This window comes from Candidatus Tisiphia endosymbiont of Xenochironomus xenolabis (genome assembly GCF_964264705.1).
GTDB lineage: Bacteria > Pseudomonadota > Alphaproteobacteria > Rickettsiales > Rickettsiaceae > Tisiphia.
The window spans coordinates 809926-825777 of sequence record NZ_OZ183473.1; the positions used below are offsets into that span (position 1 = coordinate 809926).

General features: G+C 34.5%; 26 protein-coding genes and 3 tRNA genes. 28 read left to right on the forward strand and 1 reads right to left on the reverse strand.

Annotation, left to right across the window (positions count from 1 at the left end; translation table 11 throughout):
* Window positions 1-207 precede the first annotated feature (207 nt).
* Window positions 208-293, forward strand: a tRNA-Leu gene (locus tag ACFELY_RS03945).
* 26 nt (window positions 294-319) lie between these two features.
* Window positions 320-892, forward strand: coding sequence for a NifU family protein (locus ACFELY_RS03950; RefSeq protein ID WP_375333701.1), 573 nt, complete (start codon window positions 320-322; stop codon window positions 890-892).
* 12 nt (window positions 893-904) lie between these two features.
* Here ACFELY_RS03950 and rlmB read toward each other — a convergent pair whose 3' ends face one another.
* A complete protein-coding gene (gene rlmB / locus ACFELY_RS03955) occupies window positions 905-1636 on the reverse strand; it encodes a 23S rRNA (guanosine(2251)-2'-O)-methyltransferase RlmB (protein WP_341759459.1) in 732 nt (243 codons plus the stop codon).
* Between the two features lie 289 nt (window positions 1637-1925).
* On the opposite strand from rlmB, the gene ACFELY_RS03960 reads away from it, so the two are divergent.
* From ACFELY_RS03960 to ACFELY_RS04085, 26 genes are all read left to right on the forward strand, one after another.
* Window positions 1926-2011: transfer RNA gene (locus ACFELY_RS03960), tRNA-Tyr, on the forward strand.
* Between the two features lie 21 nt (window positions 2012-2032).
* Window positions 2033-2106, forward strand: a tRNA-Gly gene (locus tag ACFELY_RS03965).
* A gap of 87 nt (window positions 2107-2193) precedes the next feature.
* On the forward strand, window positions 2194-3378 hold the full coding sequence (gene tuf / locus ACFELY_RS03970; protein WP_375333702.1) for an elongation factor Tu: 1185 nt from the start codon (window positions 2194-2196) through the stop codon (window positions 3376-3378).
* A gap of 165 nt (window positions 3379-3543) precedes the next feature.
* Window positions 3544-3867 carry a 30S ribosomal protein S10 gene (gene rpsJ / locus ACFELY_RS03975; RefSeq protein ID WP_094648885.1) on the forward strand — a complete coding sequence of 108 codons (324 nt, stop codon included), beginning with the start codon at window positions 3544-3546 and terminating at the stop codon, window positions 3865-3867.
* On the forward strand, window positions 3867-4517 hold the full coding sequence (gene rplC / locus ACFELY_RS03980; protein WP_341759897.1) for a 50S ribosomal protein L3: 651 nt from the start codon (window positions 3867-3869) through the stop codon (window positions 4515-4517). Before rpsJ ends, rplC begins: the two co-directional genes overlap by 1 nt.
* A 5-nt stretch (window positions 4518-4522) precedes the next feature.
* Window positions 4523-5146: a 50S ribosomal protein L4 gene (gene rplD / locus ACFELY_RS03985; protein WP_375333703.1), complete on the forward strand. Its 624-nt coding sequence runs from the start codon at window positions 4523-4525 to the stop codon at window positions 5144-5146.
* A complete protein-coding gene (locus tag ACFELY_RS03990; protein ID WP_094648888.1) occupies window positions 5143-5439 on the forward strand; it encodes a 50S ribosomal protein L23 in 297 nt (98 codons plus the stop codon). Before rplD ends, ACFELY_RS03990 begins: the two co-directional genes overlap by 4 nt.
* A gap of 1 nt (window position 5440) precedes the next feature.
* The gene (rplB, locus tag ACFELY_RS03995) at window positions 5441-6262 is read left to right on the forward strand and encodes a 50S ribosomal protein L2 (RefSeq protein WP_094648889.1); all 822 of its coding nucleotides are present in this window, start codon (window positions 5441-5443) and stop codon (window positions 6260-6262) included.
* A gap of 13 nt (window positions 6263-6275) precedes the next feature.
* On the forward strand, window positions 6276-6554 hold the full coding sequence (rpsS, locus tag ACFELY_RS04000; protein WP_094648890.1) for a 30S ribosomal protein S19: 279 nt from the start codon (window positions 6276-6278) through the stop codon (window positions 6552-6554).
* A gap of 2 nt (window positions 6555-6556) precedes the next feature.
* Window positions 6557-6916 (forward strand): 50S ribosomal protein L22, encoded by a 360-nt coding sequence (gene rplV / locus ACFELY_RS04005; RefSeq protein ID WP_094648891.1) that lies wholly within the window; start codon window positions 6557-6559, stop codon window positions 6914-6916.
* A 3-nt stretch (window positions 6917-6919) separates the two neighbouring features.
* Window positions 6920-7576 carry a 30S ribosomal protein S3 gene (gene rpsC / locus ACFELY_RS04010; RefSeq protein WP_375330009.1) on the forward strand — a complete coding sequence of 219 codons (657 nt, stop codon included), beginning with the start codon at window positions 6920-6922 and terminating at the stop codon, window positions 7574-7576.
* A 15-nt stretch (window positions 7577-7591) separates the two neighbouring features.
* A complete protein-coding gene (gene rplP, locus ACFELY_RS04015) occupies window positions 7592-8002 on the forward strand; it encodes a 50S ribosomal protein L16 (RefSeq protein WP_341750563.1) in 411 nt (136 codons plus the stop codon).
* On the forward strand, window positions 7995-8207 hold the full coding sequence (rpmC, locus tag ACFELY_RS04020; RefSeq protein WP_094648894.1) for a 50S ribosomal protein L29: 213 nt from the start codon (window positions 7995-7997) through the stop codon (window positions 8205-8207). Before rplP ends, rpmC begins: the two co-directional genes overlap by 8 nt.
* A gap of 4 nt (window positions 8208-8211) precedes the next feature.
* Window positions 8212-8457 (forward strand): 30S ribosomal protein S17, encoded by a 246-nt coding sequence (rpsQ, locus tag ACFELY_RS04025; RefSeq protein ID WP_341750565.1) that lies wholly within the window; start codon window positions 8212-8214, stop codon window positions 8455-8457.
* A 305-nt stretch (window positions 8458-8762) separates the two neighbouring features.
* Window positions 8763-9131: a 50S ribosomal protein L14 gene (gene rplN, locus ACFELY_RS04030; protein ID WP_341759455.1), complete on the forward strand. Its 369-nt coding sequence runs from the start codon at window positions 8763-8765 to the stop codon at window positions 9129-9131.
* A complete protein-coding gene (gene rplX / locus ACFELY_RS04035; protein WP_375333704.1) occupies window positions 9131-9460 on the forward strand; it encodes a 50S ribosomal protein L24 in 330 nt (109 codons plus the stop codon). The genes rplN and rplX overlap by 1 nt, the downstream gene beginning before the upstream one ends.
* Window positions 9461-9462: 2 nt before the next feature.
* A complete protein-coding gene (gene rplE, locus ACFELY_RS04040; RefSeq protein WP_375334129.1) occupies window positions 9463-10002 on the forward strand; it encodes a 50S ribosomal protein L5 in 540 nt (179 codons plus the stop codon).
* Window positions 10003-10018: 16 nt separating this feature from the next.
* The gene (gene rpsN / locus ACFELY_RS04045) at window positions 10019-10324 is read left to right on the forward strand and encodes a 30S ribosomal protein S14 (RefSeq protein ID WP_341759454.1); all 306 of its coding nucleotides are present in this window, start codon (window positions 10019-10021) and stop codon (window positions 10322-10324) included.
* A 16-nt stretch (window positions 10325-10340) separates the two neighbouring features.
* On the forward strand, window positions 10341-10739 hold the full coding sequence (gene rpsH, locus ACFELY_RS04050) for a 30S ribosomal protein S8 (RefSeq protein ID WP_094648899.1): 399 nt from the start codon (window positions 10341-10343) through the stop codon (window positions 10737-10739).
* Between the two features lie 9 nt (window positions 10740-10748).
* Window positions 10749-11282, forward strand: a complete 534-nt coding sequence (gene rplF / locus ACFELY_RS04055; protein ID WP_341749199.1) for a 50S ribosomal protein L6 — start codon at window positions 10749-10751, stop codon at window positions 11280-11282.
* Window positions 11283-11305: 23 nt separating this feature from the next.
* On the forward strand, window positions 11306-11662 hold the full coding sequence (gene rplR / locus ACFELY_RS04060; RefSeq protein ID WP_094648901.1) for a 50S ribosomal protein L18: 357 nt from the start codon (window positions 11306-11308) through the stop codon (window positions 11660-11662).
* A 15-nt stretch (window positions 11663-11677) separates the two neighbouring features.
* On the forward strand, window positions 11678-12220 hold the full coding sequence (gene rpsE, locus ACFELY_RS04065; RefSeq protein WP_375333705.1) for a 30S ribosomal protein S5: 543 nt from the start codon (window positions 11678-11680) through the stop codon (window positions 12218-12220).
* 295 nt (window positions 12221-12515) lie between these two features.
* Window positions 12516-12704 (forward strand): 50S ribosomal protein L30, encoded by a 189-nt coding sequence (gene rpmD, locus ACFELY_RS04070; protein WP_375330537.1) that lies wholly within the window; start codon window positions 12516-12518, stop codon window positions 12702-12704.
* Between the two features lie 10 nt (window positions 12705-12714).
* Window positions 12715-13170, forward strand: a complete 456-nt coding sequence (rplO, locus tag ACFELY_RS04075) for a 50S ribosomal protein L15 (protein WP_094648904.1) — start codon at window positions 12715-12717, stop codon at window positions 13168-13170.
* Window positions 13171-13173: 3 nt separating this feature from the next.
* Window positions 13174-14475, forward strand: coding sequence for a preprotein translocase subunit SecY (secY, locus tag ACFELY_RS04080; protein ID WP_375333706.1), 1302 nt, complete (start codon window positions 13174-13176; stop codon window positions 14473-14475).
* 721 nt (window positions 14476-15196) lie between these two features.
* Window positions 15197-15835 (forward strand): adenylate kinase, encoded by a 639-nt coding sequence (locus ACFELY_RS04085; protein ID WP_094648906.1) that lies wholly within the window; start codon window positions 15197-15199, stop codon window positions 15833-15835.
* Window positions 15836-15852 lie beyond the last annotated feature (17 nt).

The window sequence follows — 15852 nt, forward strand, 5'->3', positions numbered from 1 at the left end:
AATGGTCTGTAGGAGTTGCTTTGTACAAAAATATTACTGCAATTTACATTTTGAATTTATAATTATGGGTAATTTATAAAAATACTTGCTTTTTGATGTTTTTTTTATTAGTCTGTGCAATCTTCACAGAATCTACGTGAATTTGGAATAGCAGATTATTTCAAATGTGGTTAGCTGTGTAAGTAGTCAGGATTGAACTAACTTACTGCCCGCGTGATGGAATGGTAGACATAACGGACTTAAAATCCGTGGGGTGCAAGCCCTTGCCAGTTCAAGTCTGGCCGCGGGTACCATTTGTTTTTTATCAAGGAAGATGTATATGTTTATTCAAACTGAAATTACTCCTAATCCTAATGCAATAAAATTTTTTCCTAATATACCCATTAGCCCTAATCAACCGGTTCATTTTAGTAATCTTGATGAGGTAAGGGGTAAAAGCAGTTTGGTAGTTCAATTATTCGGTGTAAATAACATAAAATCGGTATTTCTTGGTAGTGACTTTATTACTATTACTAAGGAAGAAGAAAGTGATTGGCTGGTTTTAAAACCTGAAATTTTGATGATTATGATGGATCATTTTACTTCTGGTTTTACTGTGTTTGATGTGCAAAATAATATATCTACTGACAAATCTAGTGTAAATGATTTGGACGAGATGTCTGAAGTTGAAAAGCAGATTATAGAAATTATTGAAACACGTGTACGTCCTTCGGTTGCCATGGATGGAGGTGATATAATATATCGAGGATTTGAAAATGGAGTGGTAAAATTAGAGCTTCGCGGAGCTTGCCATGGCTGTCCTAGTTCGAGTATTACTTTAAAAAATGGTATTGAGTCAATGCTTAAGCACTTTATTCCTGAGGTAGAATCGGTTGAAGCTGTAGAAGATTAAGATATTAGGGGTCTATCTTATTAATGAGGTTAAATAAAACAATATTGCCGCAGCATTTGAAACATTTAGGCTTTCTACTTTACTGGAAATTGGGATTTTAACCAGATAATCGCATTGCTCTTTAACTAGCCGCCTTATTCCTTTATCTTCAGACCCAAGTATTATTGCCATTTTATCTGAAAATATTTTATTATCTAAGGATTGGGTTGCTTTACCATCCAGACCAATAATCCAAAACCCATGTTTCTTTAGATATTCTATTGACCGCCTTAAATTAGTTACCTTAACCATTTGTACTAGTTCCAAAGCTCCAGAAGCTGTTTTTGCTATAGTGGCATTTTCATCTGGGGCATTATCGGCGGGTAATATTATGGCTGTGATACCAAAAGAAGCCGCACTACGAATAATAGCACCAATATTTTGTGGATCGGTTACTTGATCTAAAATAGCTACTTTACAATTGGCAGTAGTTATGTCAATATCTTCAATATGATTAGAGAAAATGCTTTTAACGTTAGCGGCTATTCCCTGATGATTATGATTTGGACCAAGAAGGCGTGTTAAGGAATCTGTGTTGGTAATTTCATATTGATGATTAGATATTAAATTTTTGTTCAAATTAAAAATATCTTCTGTACATAAAACTCTTTGAATATGACGTTTTGGATTACTTAGTGCTGCAAATACTGGATGTTTGCCATATATGTAGTAGAAATCTTTAGAAATCTTAGATTTATTTCTCATCTTATTAGAACCTGCAGTAATTTATTCTTGACACAAACTACTATTTATTATAGAAAGTTACAACTAGATAAACGTTCTAAGTTGCTGTGAATAAAATTTTAATAGAAATTATTAGTATAGATTTTAGCTATAGTTTTATTATTTGTTGATTTTCATCGAGTATATATAAGTTTAATATTAGCTTATTAGAAGACTCAAGAAAAGGGCTAAGAAGATTTATTGGCATTTACACTAATTTATATTGTGCTTTACTTTTAATTAGGCTATTTAATGCTTGCGTGAATTCTTTGGAGGAGTGGTCGAGTGGTCAATGGCAGCGGACTGTAAATCCGCCCGCGTGAGCGTACGAAGGTTCGAATCCTTCTTCCTCCACCACAGATTGGTTAGGTGAAATACGCGGGTGTAGCTCAATGGTAGAGCTCCAGCCTTCCAAGCTGGCCACGTGGGTTCGATTCCCATCACCCGCTCCAAAACTATTGGTGATAATTGGAAATTGGATAAATTTGTTATTTTTATTGTTAAATTTGTATTAAATCTTAAATTGTGGAGAATGAATTATGGCAAAGGTAAAATTTGAGAGGGACCTGCCCCATTGTAACGTAGGTACTATAGGACACGTGGATCATGGCAAAACTTCTTTAACAGCTGCAATAACTTTAGTATTGTCAAAAGAAGGTGGTGCTAAGGCTACTAACTATGATGAAATTGATGCTGCTCCTGAAGAGAAGACAAGGGGTATAACTATTGCTACTGCCCATGTTGAATATAAAACTAAAAAAAGGCATTATGCTCACGTTGACTGTCCTGGTCACGCAGATTATGTAAAAAATATGATAACCGGTGCTTCTCAAACTGATGGTGCTATATTAGTGGTATCTGCTTGTGATGGTCCAATGCCCCAAACAAGGGAACACATAGTGCTTGCTAAGCAAGTAGGTGTGCCTACAATGGTTGTTTTCTTGAATAAAGTTGATATGGTTGACGACCCAGAGTTAGTTGACTTAGTAGAAATGGAAGTCAGAGAGCTTCTTTCAATGTATGGTTTTCCTGGAGATGAGATACCAGTTATCAGGGGGTCAGCTTTGCAGGCTTTAGAAGGGAAACCTGAAGGTGAAGCTGCGATCAGAGAATTGATGAATGCTATTGATGAATATATACCTCAGCCTAAGAGAGATACAGATAAACCATTATTAATGCCAATAGAAGATGTATTTTCTATTGCTGGAAGAGGGACTGTTATTACTGGTAGAATTGAAAAAGGTGTAATAAAAGTTGGTGATGAGGTAGAGATTGTCGGTATAAGGGATACTCAAAAAACTACTTGTACTGGTGTGGAAATGTTTAAGAAAATGTTGGATCAAGGTGAAGCTGGTGACAATGTTGGTATATTGCTACGTGGAACTAAAAGAGAGGAGGTATGTAGAGGACAGGTACTATCTAAACCTGGGAGCATAACTCCGCATACTGAATTTGAAGCTGAGGTTTACGTGCTTACCACTAAAGAAGGTGGTCGTCATACAGCGTTTACCGATAAATATCGTCCACAGTTTTATTTTAGAACTACTGACGTGACTGGGGAGATTGCTTTAAAAGATGGTAAAACGATGGTTATGCCTGGTGATAATGCGAATTTGCATATTACATTGATTTCTCCGATAGCTATGGAAGAAGGCGTACGTTTTGCTATCCGTGAAGGCGGTAAGACAGTAGGAGCTGGGGTAGTATCAAAAATTATAAAATAACATAGAAATAATCATTCTGAAATAATTTAGGATGATTATTTTTTAATGGCTAGGCAAAATGCTTTTAATTGAACTTGCCTCAAGTTGTGTTTGCAAAAAATTTGAGCAAGTCTGTTAAAGAAGCGTATTTTGGATGGTCGGGCTGTTTATAAAAAGGTTTAGTTAATGAAAAATAATCAAAAAATTAAAATTCGTCTAAAGTCATTTGATCACCGTTCGCTTGAGCAAGGTACTAGAGAGATAGTAGGGGCTGTTAAAAGAACTGGTGCAGATATAATTGGTCCAATTCCGCTTCCAAGGACAATTGAAAGATTTACCGTTAATAGGTCTCCACATGTCAATAAGAAATCAAGGGAGCAATTTGAGATTAGAATTCAGAAAAGGCTTTTAATAATAAGTTATCCAACCCCTCAGACTGTTGATGCTTTAAAGAAAGTTGATTTGCCTGCTGGTGTTGATGTTGAGATTAAGTTAGAGAGTATTGAGTGATGAGAACCGGTTTAATCGCTAGAAAAATTGGCATGAGTTCAATTTTTAATGAAAAGGGAGAGAGAACTACCGTTACTTTTCTGCAAGTTGAAGATTGTCAAGTAGTGGGACAAAAGACCCAAGAAAGGGATGGTTATAACGCCTTGGTTGTTGGGGTAAAGGATAAGAAATTATCTAAAGTAACAAAGCCAATGAGGCAAGTATTTGCTAATGCTAACGTTGCACCAAAACAAAAATTGAAGGAATTCAGAATTTCTGCTTCTTTTTTCATTGATATAGGTTCTACATTGCGAGTTGATCATTTTGTTGTTGGGCAGTTTGTAGATGTTGTAGGTACTACTATTGGTAAAGGTTTTGCTGGTAGTATGAAGAGGCACAATTTTAGAGGGCTTGAAGCTTCACATGGTGTATCTGTGTCTCATCGTTCACATGGTTCTACTGGTGGTAGACAAGACCCTGGTAAGGTATTTAAGAATAAGAAAATGGCCGGACACATGGGGAGTACAAGAGTTACTATTCAGAACTTGAAGATAGTTGATACTAATATAGAAAAAGGTATAATCATAGTTAGTGGTAATGTCCCAGGCTCGAAAGGATCTTATGTCTACATTAAGGATGCTATTAAGAAAACCATTACAGCTGCAGGATAAACTATATGAAAGCTAAATTATTAAATCTTGAAAATGAAGTTGTTGGTGAGGTTGATTTAGATCATGAAGTATTTGCCATAGACTTTGTTAGACAAGATATTATCAAGCTTGTTGTTGATTGGCAAAGAGCGAAAGCTATGGCTGGTACACATCAAACGAAGACAGTATCGCAAGTATCTGGTACTACAAAGAAACCTTTTAAGCAAAAAGGTACCGGTAATGCAAGGCAGGGGTCTTTAAGATCTGTACAAATGAGGGGCGGTGGGGTTTCTCACGGTCCAGTAGTAAGGAGTCATGCTACAAAATTACCAAAGAAAGTTAGAAAACTTGGTTTAAAACATGCATTGTCAGAAAAATTGACAGAAGGGAAATTGTTAATATTAGATTCTTTAAAATTAGATGAATCAAAAACTTCTAATCTTGCAAAATTATTAAATAATTTTCATGGTAAGAGTTATTTTATTGTTAGTGGTAATGAAGTTGATACTAATTTTTCTTTGGCAGTACAAAATATTCCTAATACTATTTCGGTACCACAAATTGGTACAAATGTTTATGATATAATACGCCATGATTATGTTTTGTTATCAAGAGAAGCTGTAGATGCTTTAGAAAAGAGGTTGAAGTGAAATCTTATAAACATTATGATCTTATTAGGAATCCTGTGATCACTGAGAAGAGCAATATTTTATCTGAACAAAATAAGTTTACTTTTCATGTTGCTGATAGTGCTGAAAAGGCTTCTATCAAGACAGCTATTGAGAAAATTTTTGAGGTTAAGGTTAAAAAAGTTAACATCATGAATGTAAAAGGTAAGAAAAAAAGATTCAAAGGTGTTAACGGTAGACAATCAGATCAAAAGAAGGCTATCGTGACGCTAGAAAAAGATTATACTATTGATTTTACTGGGGGTATTAAATAAAATGGCTTTAAAAAAGTTTAATCCAGTTACTCCATCTCTTAGAGAATTAATACAGGTTGATAAATCTGATCTTTGGAAGGGTAAACCTCATAAACCTTTGACTAAAGGTTTATGTAAGACTGGTGGTAGAAATAATCTTGGTAGAACCACTTCTTGGCATAGAGGAGGGGGGCATAAAAGGCTTTATCGTATAATTGATTTTAAAAGAAATAAGCAAGATATATTCGCTACAGTTGAAAGAATAGAGTATGATCCTAATAGAACTTCTTTCATTGCTTTGATTAAATTTGATGATGGTGAGTATTCTTATATTATAGCACCACAAAAGCTTGTTGTAGGCGATAGAATAGTGTCAAGCGATAATGCTGACATAAAAGTTGGAAATTGTTTATCTTTGAAATCTATCCCTATTGGGACTACTTTGCATAATGTGGAAATGAAAATTGGCAAAGGTGGTCAAATTGCAAGATCTGCGGGGACTTCGGTTAATTTAGTAGGTAAGGATTCGGGTTATGCTCAGATCAAACTTCGCTCTGGAGAATTTAGGTTGGTGCCGTTAGATTGTAAAGCTACGGTGGGTGTTGTCTCAAATCCTGATCAAAAAAATACAAATTTGGGTAAGGCTGGAAGAAATAGATGGTTAGGTTGGAGACCACATGTTCGTGGTGTTGCAATGAACCCAGTTGATCACCCACATGGTGGTGGAGAGGGAAAAACTTCTGGTGGTCGTCATCCGGTGACTCCATGGGGCTTCCCAACTAAGGGTAAGAAAACCCGTAAGAATAAGTCTACATCAAAGTTTATTATTAAGAGAAGAAAATAATTAGGTAGTAATTATGGCACGTTCAGTTTGGAAGGGACCTTTTGTAGATGGTTATCTGATAAAAAAAGTACAAAAATTGATTGAGTCCGGTAAATCAGAAATGATTCAGACTTGGTCTAGGAGGTCAACAATTTTACCATTTTTTGTTGGAGTGACATTTGCTGTGCATAATGGAAATAAATTTATACCTGTCACTGTCAGTGAAGAAATGGTTGGTAAAAAATTAGGTGAATTTTCTCCAACTAGAACTTTCCATGGTCATGGGGCAGATAAAAAAGTTAAGAGAAAATAAATATGGTAAAGGTGAATAAAGGTTCGACTACAGCAATTGCTAAGTCTCTTAGAGTGAGTCCAAGGAAATTGAATTTGGTTGCAACTTCTATTAGGAATATGAAAGTATCGGAAGCTATGGTTCAGCTTACCTTTTCCCCGAAAAGAATTGCTAAAGATGTAAAAAAATGTTTACAGTCTGCTGTTGCTAATGCTGAGAATAACTTTGGTTTAGATATTGATGCGTTGTTTGTTACTTCTGCAACGGTAGGTAAGGCATTGGTAATGAAAAGAATTATGCCAAGAGCTAAAGGAAGAGCAACAAGGATTAATAAATTTTTTAGTAATTTATATATTACAGTTACTGAAGTTGAGGGGAAGTAAAATATGGGGCAAAAAGTTAATCCGCATGGCTTTAGAGTTGGTCCAACATTAATTAAAGGTTGGGACTCAGTGCTATATGCTGAAAAGCAGTATAAAGTTCTTTTTATTCAAGATTTAGAGGTTAGAAATCTGATTAATAAAAACTATATGCAAGCACAAGTTAGTAGAGTGTTAATAGAAAGACCTTCTAATAAAAGTGTTATAATTAATATTTTTGCTAAAAAGCCTGGTGTTATTATAGGTAAAAGTGGTAACGACATTGATAAATTAAAAAAACATGTCCAAAAAATTACCTGTTTAGAAGAAATATATATTAACATACATGAAGTAAAGAAACCTAATATAGACGCTGGTATTATTGCTCAAACGATTGCTGTGCAGCTTGAGAAAAGAGTGTCTTTTAGAAAAGCTATGAAAACCGCTATTCAAGCTTGCTTTAAGCAAGGAGGGTTAGGTATAAAAGTTGCTTGTTCTGGGCGTTTGGCTGGAGCTGAAATAGCAAGAACAGAATGGTATAGAGAAGGTAGAGTACCTTTGCATACTTTGAGAGCGGATATTGACTATGCAACTGCTGAAGCTATGACAACTTATGGAGTTATAGGTATAAAGATTTGGGTCTATAGGGGTGATCATGTGGAAAATAGAAAGAAACATAATTAATTTTGAAGTAAGATAATGTTAGCTCCGAAAAAACAAAAATTTAGAAAAGCACATAAAGGAAGAGTTTCCTCAAAGGCGAAATCTGGCACTATGCTAGCTTTTGGTTCTTTTGGCTTGAAATCGTTAGATGGTTTAAGGGTTACTGCAAGGCAAATAGAGGCAGCAAGAAAGGCAGCTGTTCGTTGTATGAAAAGGCAGGGTAGGTTATGGATTAAGATTTTTCCTGATTTGCCTGTGTCAAAGAAGCCGGCGGAAGTTAGAATGGGTAAAGGAAAAGGCTCTACTGAATTTTTTGCAGTAAGGGTATCACCTGGCAGAATTATGTTTGAAGTTGAAGGGGTTACAGATGATGTAGCTACTAGGGCACTTGAGCTTGCTAGTGCCAAATTGCCTGTAAGAACAAGGATAGTGAGGCGTTATGAGTAAATTGGGGTTATCACCAAAGGAGTTGGTTGGACAAACCATGGAGGAACTCCACGAAAAAAGAATTTTGTTTAAAAAAGAGCTTTTTAATCTAAGGTTTCAAAAAACTTTAGGTGAATTAGAAAATACTAGTAGGTTTTCTTTTGTAAAAAAAACAATAGCTCGTATTAATACAGAATTAACCACAAGATCAAAAACTGGAGAATAGAAAAATGCCGAGAAGAGTGTTGCAGGGCGTTGTTGTGAGTTCAAAAACCGATAAAACTATTACAGTTAAAGTGGAACGTAGGTTTAAGCATCCTATGTATAAAAAAATTGTAAAAGTTTCTAAGAAATATGCTGCTCATGATCCAGAAAATATGTATAAGGATGGTGATAAAGTTAGTATAGTTGAAAGTCGCCCTATATCTAAGACTAAGTCTTGGGTGGTGTTAGGGGATGTTAAGGTGTCACTTTAATGATAGATTTAACCGTGCAGTTTTTTGTCTGTTGCGGTTTTTTCTTAGTATAAATGTTGTAAACCTACTTATTAAAAAGTATACTAAAGTGATTGGAAGAATTGCTTTTTGGAAATATCAAGGACTCGCATATTCACGTACCTCATGTACGTTGTGTGTACTCACCTCTCATTTCCAAATCCAATTTTCCAGATCATTTTAGTATATTCTGGCACAAGTTGGAGAATGATGAGTTTTATTCTTTGACTTTGTTATTTAGGTTGTTTATTTTGTTGCGTTATTAAATTCTCAAGTGGAAGTAAGTTATGATTCAGATGCAGAGCATCTTAGATGTTGCGGATAACTCTGGTGCTAAAAAAATTATGTGTATTAAAGTGCTTGGTGGTTCACATCACATGATAGCAAATCTTGGGGATGTTATTGTAGTATCTATAAAAGAGTCGTTGCCAAGTGGAAAAGTAAAGAAAGGTGACGTACATAGAGCTCTAATTGTTAGAACAAAAAAGGGTGTTAGAAGAGCAGATGGTAGTACAATTAAATTTGATTCCAATGCAGTAGTACTTTTGAATAAACAGGGAGAGCCGATAGGTACGAGGGTTTTTGGTCCTGTAACTAGAGAATTAAGGGCAAAAAAATTCGTTAAGATTATGTCGTTGGCAGAAGAGGTATTGTAATGGTTAAGTTAAAAATCAAGAAAGGTGATGAAGTTATTGTTATCACCGGAAAAAATAAGGGAAAAAAGGGTAAAGTGTTAAAAGTTTTCCCAGAACAGAATAGAGCCATTGTTTCAGGGGTAAATATTGCACGCAAGCATGTTAAGCCAAGTAAAGCAAGTGAAGGTGGCATAGTTTCAAAGGAATTATCAATACATATGTCCAATGTTGCTCATGTAGACCCTAAGACAGGTACTGGTACAAAAATTGCTTTTAAATTTCTAGATGATGGTTCTAAAGTAAGAGTAGCTAAGAAGTCTGGTGAAATTATCAGCAAGGAAGGTAAGTAATGTTGTTCAGGTTTAAAGATTTATACGGTAAAGAGATTATCCCAAGCTTACAAAAAAAGTTTGCCTATGATAATAAACATCAGATACCTAAGGTTATAAAAATTGTTGTTAATATGGGAGTTGGTGAAACGGTTGCTGATTCTATGATAATTAATCATGCTGTTAATGATCTAACTTTAATTTCAGGGCAAAAGCCTTTGGTAACTGAGGCAAAGAAGTCTATTGCTACTTTTAAACTTCGTGAAGGTATGAAAGTTGGTTGCAAAGTTACTTTGCGTAAAGATAGAATGTATGATTTTCTCGAAAGGCTAGTACTTGTTGCTCTACCACGTATAAAAGAGTTTAGAGGCTTTTCAAGTAAAAGTTTTGATGGTAGAGGTAATTTTACTTTTGGGATAAAAGAGCAAATTGTTTTTCCAGAGATTAATTACGATAAGATAGATGTAATTCGTGGCATGGATATTACGATTGTTACAAGTGCTACAAATAATGAAGAGGGTAAATCATTACTTTCAGGCTTTAATTTGCCTTTTTATAATTAATTTTTGAAGAAAGAAGATGGCTAAAGTAAGTTCTATAAAAAAGAATAATAGAAGAAGAAAGATGGCACAAAGTTTGTATAATAAGCGTGCTAAGTTAAGAGACAAGATTTACGACAAAAATTTATCTTTAGAAGAGAGATTTTCGCTAGTGATGGTTCTGGCTAAGTTACCTAGGAATTCAGCTATGAATAGAGTTAGAAATAGGTGTGAACTTACTGGGCGTCCAAGAGGAGTGTACAGTAAATTTGGTTTATCACGAAATAAGCTGAGAGAGCTTGGTAGTAAGGGATTGGTTCCTGGTTTAGTTAAAGCAAGTTGGTAAAAAGTAGGTTTATCGTATGTCAATGACAGATAATATAGCAGATATGTTGACTAGAATTAGAAATGGTCAAAAAAGTAAATTGATGAGTATATCTCTACCTTCTTCAAAAATAAAATGTGCCATTTTGGATGTTTTAAAAAAAGAAGGTTATATCAAAGAGTATGTAGTTGTTAAGAATGATAATATAAGTCACATTGAGGTGGATTTAAAATATTCTGTTAATGGAAAACCTGCTATACGTGAAATAAATAGAGTTTCAAAACCAGGTAAGAGGATTTATTCTTCCATTGATAAATTAAAAGGATATTATAACAATATGGGTATTTATATTCTTTCTACTTCTAGAGGCGTGTTATCTGATAGAGAAGCACATAGCCAAAAGATTGGCGGTGAAGTAATTTGTAAAGTGTTTTAAGGTATAAAAATGTCACGTGTTGGAAAATTGCCAGTCCCTGTACCTGAAGGGGTAAAAGTTGAGCTTGATGGGTTGAAAGTCAATGTTGTCGGTCCTAAGGGAGAATTATCAAAGACTTTTGCCGGTAATATAGCAATTTCATTGCAAGATAATCAGCTTGTTGTTAAACCATTAGCAGAGACTAAAAGTGCTAGGTCGATGTGGGGTACGGCACGAAGTATAATAAATGGTATGATGAAAGGTGTTAGTGAAGGTTTTACAGAAGAGCTTGAAATAAATGGTGTTGGTTATAAGGCTTTGGTGAAAGATAAATATTTAAACTTAATGCTCGCTAAAAGTCATAATACTAAAATCGAGATACCTCAGAATATAAAAGTTACCGCTCCTAAACAGAATCAGATTATATTGCAAAGTGTTGATAAAGAAAAACTGGGTCAGTTTATATCAATTATTATAAAGCAGAGACCGCCTGAGCCATATAAGGGTAAAGGTATTAAACGTAAGGGTCAGTATGTTCAAAGAAAAGAAGGTAAGAAAAACTAAAATTTAAGGGTTAAAAGTTAAGTATGCGTAGTTCAAAGTTAAGATTTGAGACAAGAAAGGCTAGAGTACGGTCTAAGATATCAAAGGTATCAAACAGAATCAGATTGTCTATTTTTAAATCTGGAAAGCATATATATGCACAAGTTATAGATGACAAACAGTCAATTACTATTGCTTCTGCTTCAACCTTGGATAAAGAAATTAGACAGTTAAAAAAATCTAGCTGTAATGTTGGTACAGCTACAAAAGTAGGTGAGTTGATAGGAGAAAGAGCATCGCTTAAAGGAGTGCAAGAGGTTGTATTTGATAAGGGTGGTTATAAATATCACGGTGTTGTTAAGGCATTGGCTGATGCAGCAAGAAAGAAAATAAATTTCTAATTTTAGGTTTAAGAAATGGCTAAAGCTAAAAAAAATATGGGTGAAGCATTAACCGAAACTTTGGTGGATGTAAACAGAGTTACTAAAGTAGTAAAAGGTGGAAGAAAATTCTCTTTTTCTGCTTGTATTGTAGCTGGTGACAAATCCGGTAAGGTTGGTTATGGTCATGGTAAGGCGAAAGAGGTAACAGAGGCTAGAGCTAAGGCTACCCAAGAAGCAAGGAAAGATATGATTAGGGTTCCTCTTTATCAGAGTAGAACCATTCACCATGATGTTATTGGTAAAAGTGGAGCAGCAAAGGTCATTTTAAGAAGAGCCAAGGCGGGTACTGGTGTTATTGCTGGTGGTGCTATGAGGGCTATTTTTGATTCTTTAGGGGTTCATGATATTGTTGCTAAATCTTTAGGGTCTAGTAATGTATATGCAATGATTGCTGCGACTTTTGATGCGTTATCTCAACTTTCTTCTCCAAAGAATATTGCTGAAAGGAGAGGGAAGAACTTAAATGAGATATCGACTCAGTCTATAAAAGGGCGACAAGAAGTAATATCAGAATAATTTGAGCTATATTCTTTAGGGGGCTGATAAAAAGATATCGCAATTGTGGAAGACCAGTGAAATCTGGGATGAGGCGAATCAAACTGGGCTATTAGTGAGCAGTCACTTAGAGTGAGTTATTTTAGTGGCATGAAGCATTAGACCTCCTGCAAAACTCTATGCCTATAAGTAGGCGAGCGGTGAGTGATGACGTCACCAACTTTCCATCAATTGACTATAGCTATAGTTTCTTGTTAAAGTAATGTTATAAGTAATAATTGGGTTGTAGAAATTTATGAATAGTGATAAAGAAAAAATGAATGATGCAAAAGTTAAAGTTACCCAAATTGGTAGTACTATAGGTCGTAAATATGATCAAGAAGAAACCTTGATAGGCTTGGGTTTAAATAAAATGCATAAATCTGTTATTTTAAAAGATACAAGCTCTATTAGAGGGATGATCAGAAAGGTACAACATTTATTAAAAGTAGAAAATATAAATTAGAGTTTATAAAATGAAGTTAAATGAGTTATCTAACAATTTTGGTGCCAAGAGAGATAAAAAAAGGGTAGGACGCGGTATTGGGTGCGGTAAAGGCAAAACATGCGGTAGAGGTGTTAAGGGTCAAAAATCTAGATCTGGTGTAGCTATCAAGGGTTTTGAAGGCGGGCAGATGCCAATGATTAAAAGATTACCAAAGAGAGGGTTTAATTGTCCTAGTTCTAAGAAATATAATGTAGTGAATATTGCCGATATAGAATTTTTAATATCAGAAAGTCGTTTGAATTCAACGGAAGTTATCACAAAAGATAAGTTAGTTGAAGTAGGGTTAATTAAGAATAGTAAGTTGTTGGTTAAATTATTATCTGTTAGCAGCGGTGAATTTAATAGTCCCTTATCGTTTCAATTAGATGCTTATTCGGCATCTGCTAAAAAGATAATTGAGCAAGTTGGTGGTCAAATATTGTAATTTATGAGCTTAAAATCCACACAAAAATCTAATAAAGACTTAGCTAATAGAGTTATTTTTACTATTCTAGCTCTTATAATATGTAGATTTGGTTCATTTATTCCTATAGCGGGTATTGATTCGGTTGCGTTGAGCAGTGTGGCTGAACAAAACCAATCTGGTTTACTTGGTATGTTTAACATGCTATCTGGTGGTTCTCTAGGTAGGATGTCTATTTTTGCTTTAGCAATTATGCCATATATAACTGCATCAATTGTTATTCAATTGATGTCAATAATTTACAAGCCGTTAGAGAATTTAAAAAAAGAAGGTGAGGCTGGTAAAAGAAAAATCAATCAGTTATCTAGATATTTAACTGTTTTATTAGCTTCTTTTCAGGCGTATGGTGTGGCAATAAGTTTGGAACATGTTGTAACTAATGTAGGTCCTGTAGTGATTATACCTGGGCTTTTTTTCAAGGTTACTACTGTTATAACCTTAGTTGTAGGTACCATATTCTTAATGTGGCTTGGTGAACAGATTACTGGTAGAGGTATTGGTAATGGCTCCTCATTGATTATATTTATAGGTATAGTATCTGGAGTACCAAGTGCTATTATAAGTATGTTTGAGTTGTCAAGAAGTGGAGGATTGTCTCCTATCGTGGTGATGGCTATTTGTTTAGGAGTTATTTTGATTATAGCCATGATAATTTTCTTTGAGAAGGCTCAAAGGAAAGTTTTGGTACAATATCCAAAAAGACAGGTTGGTAATAAGATTTATGGTGGTGATTCAACTCATATGCCTCTTAAGCTTAACACTGCTGGGGTAATACCACCAATATTTGCTAGTGCAATTTTATTGTTTCCGGTAACAATAGCTAATTTTTCTAGCAATAATTCGGAAATTATGAATTTAGTAACTTTCCATTTAGGGCATGGAAAACCTCTATATATTTTGTTGTATGTTGCGTTGATAATGTTTTTTAGCTTTTTTTATACAGCAATAGTTTTTAATTCAGAAGAAACAGCAAATAATTTGAGGAAATATGGGGCATATATTCCTGGAAAAAGACCTGGTAAAAATACTTCGGAATATTTTGATTATTTGCTAACTAGATTAACTGTCATAGGTGGTATATATCTAAGTTTTATATGTATAGTTCCTGAAATGTTAATGAATAAATATTCTGTATCTTTTGCTTTAGGGGGAACAAGTTTTTTAATTGTTGTTAATGTTGTTTTAGATACATTTGCCCAAATTCAAACTCATTTATTTAGCAATAGATATGAGGGGTTAATAAAAAAAATGAAATTAAAAAACTAAAACTTGATTAGTGTCATATCTGCGTAAGCAGGTATCTAGATTCCGCACTGAAGCGGGAATGACACAAGGGTACAACTGTTGAAAGTTAGAAGAGGAAGTGGTTTTAGACCAGATAGTTTAAAAGTCGTATATGGTTAACGTCATTGCGAGGAAGACCGTAGGTCGACGAAGCAATCTATAAAAGTAACCAAAAATGGATTGCCACGACCACTAGGTGGTCTCGCAATGACGGAAAAGCTATCTAAAACCCGTTCCACCTTCTAACTTTCAACAGTTGTGGACACAAGGGGCAGATGTCATACCTGCGTAAGCAGGCATCTAGATTCCGCACCGAAGCGGGAATGACAGAACTCGCAGAAATGACAATAGTAAGAGATGTCATCTCTGCTTGACTTAGTATCATATCTGCGTAAGCAGGTATCTAGATTCCGCACTGAAGCGGGAATGACAATAGTAGTCTGGAATGATAAATTTTGCGTTTAAAGATAGATGTTGTGATTTGGATATATTCAAATTTCCTTTGAACAACCTACTATTTATAAGCTTTGCAAAAAATTTGATTATTGAGTAATAGACTCTTTGGGTTTGTAGAATGTTTTTTTGCGATTTTTAAATTGCTTTGTGAATATTTTAGAGTTTTTGTAGCTAATTCTTAAAATAATGTACTTTTATACTTAGTGGTAAGTATATATTATGTTATATATCTAAAGATGGGTTTAAAGTGATTATAGTGCTTATAGGATCTCCTGGCTCAGGGAAGGGAACTCAAGGGCAGTTATTGGCAGGAAAGTTAAATTTACCTCATGTGTCTACAGGCGATATATTTAGACAAATGGTAAAGGTCAATAATGAAGAGGGGTTGTTAATTCAACAGTATATGGCACAAGGAAAACTTGTCCCTCATCAATTGGTAAATAATGTAGTTAAAAAGTTTTTAACTCAGGATATATATAAAAATGGTTATGTTCTAGATGGTTATCCTCGTAATCTAGAGCAAGCTAGCTTTCTTAGAGAATTTGCTAGTCAAAAGATTAAAGTGGTGTTTTTTGAGATAGACGATCAAGTAATTATTAAGAGGATTTTGGGTAGATTTAGTTGTGCAAATTGTAAACAAATTTATAATAGTTATTTTATTAAACCTAAGATTGATAATGTTTGTGATGTTTGTGGATCGGATAAGTTCATTCATCGACAAGATGATGATGAACAGACTATTAAACATAGAATAGAAGAATATAAGATAGAAACTTATCCGTTACTTAGCTATTATAGAGATAATAGTGAATTCTATGTTGTTGATGCAAGTAAGGATAAGCAAGAAGTAGAAGATGTTTTAGATAAAATGTTAGAAATTATTTGACTTTAAGGGATATTTTT

Excerpts from the sequence above, each read along its gene's own strand:
- secY (WP_375333706.1), top strand. The coding sequence starts at position 13,174 with ATGAGCTTAAAATCCACACAAAAATCTAATAAAGACTTAGCTAATAGA.
- rplV (WP_094648891.1), top strand. The coding sequence starts at position 6,557 with ATGGTAAAGGTGAATAAAGGTTCGACTACAGCAATTGCTAAGTCTCTT.
- rplB (WP_094648889.1), top strand. The coding sequence starts at position 5,441 with ATGGCTTTAAAAAAGTTTAATCCAGTTACTCCATCTCTTAGAGAATTA.
- rpsN (WP_341759454.1), top strand. The coding sequence starts at position 10,019 with ATGGCTAAAGTAAGTTCTATAAAAAAGAATAATAGAAGAAGAAAGATG.
- rpsJ (WP_094648885.1), top strand. The coding sequence starts at position 3,544 with ATGAAAAATAATCAAAAAATTAAAATTCGTCTAAAGTCATTTGATCAC.
- rplF (WP_341749199.1), top strand. The coding sequence starts at position 10,749 with ATGTCACGTGTTGGAAAATTGCCAGTCCCTGTACCTGAAGGGGTAAAA.
- rpsS (WP_094648890.1), top strand. The coding sequence starts at position 6,276 with ATGGCACGTTCAGTTTGGAAGGGACCTTTTGTAGATGGTTATCTGATA.
- rplC (WP_341759897.1), top strand. The coding sequence starts at position 3,867 with ATGAGAACCGGTTTAATCGCTAGAAAAATTGGCATGAGTTCAATTTTT.
- rpsE (WP_375333705.1), top strand. The coding sequence starts at position 11,678 with ATGGCTAAAGCTAAAAAAAATATGGGTGAAGCATTAACCGAAACTTTG.
- rplX (WP_375333704.1), top strand. The coding sequence starts at position 9,131 with ATGGTTAAGTTAAAAATCAAGAAAGGTGATGAAGTTATTGTTATCACC.
- rpsH (WP_094648899.1), top strand. The coding sequence starts at position 10,341 with ATGTCAATGACAGATAATATAGCAGATATGTTGACTAGAATTAGAAAT.
- rplP (WP_341750563.1), top strand. The coding sequence starts at position 7,592 with ATGTTAGCTCCGAAAAAACAAAAATTTAGAAAAGCACATAAAGGAAGA.
- rplR (WP_094648901.1), top strand. The coding sequence starts at position 11,306 with ATGCGTAGTTCAAAGTTAAGATTTGAGACAAGAAAGGCTAGAGTACGG.
- rplO (WP_094648904.1), top strand. The coding sequence starts at position 12,715 with ATGAAGTTAAATGAGTTATCTAACAATTTTGGTGCCAAGAGAGATAAA.
- rpmC (WP_094648894.1), top strand. The coding sequence starts at position 7,995 with ATGAGTAAATTGGGGTTATCACCAAAGGAGTTGGTTGGACAAACCATG.
- rpsC (WP_375330009.1), top strand. The coding sequence starts at position 6,920 with ATGGGGCAAAAAGTTAATCCGCATGGCTTTAGAGTTGGTCCAACATTA.
- rpsQ (WP_341750565.1), top strand. The coding sequence starts at position 8,212 with ATGCCGAGAAGAGTGTTGCAGGGCGTTGTTGTGAGTTCAAAAACCGAT.
- rplN (WP_341759455.1), top strand. The coding sequence starts at position 8,763 with ATGATTCAGATGCAGAGCATCTTAGATGTTGCGGATAACTCTGGTGCT.
- rplD (WP_375333703.1), top strand. The coding sequence starts at position 4,523 with ATGAAAGCTAAATTATTAAATCTTGAAAATGAAGTTGTTGGTGAGGTT.
- tuf (WP_375333702.1), top strand. The coding sequence starts at position 2,194 with ATGGCAAAGGTAAAATTTGAGAGGGACCTGCCCCATTGTAACGTAGGT.
- rpmD (WP_375330537.1), top strand. The coding sequence starts at position 12,516 with ATGAATGATGCAAAAGTTAAAGTTACCCAAATTGGTAGTACTATAGGT.
- rlmB (WP_341759459.1), bottom strand. The coding sequence starts at position 1,636 with ATGAGAAATAAATCTAAGATTTCTAAAGATTTCTACTACATATATGGC.
- ACFELY_RS03950 (WP_375333701.1), top strand. The coding sequence starts at position 320 with ATGTTTATTCAAACTGAAATTACTCCTAATCCTAATGCAATAAAATTT.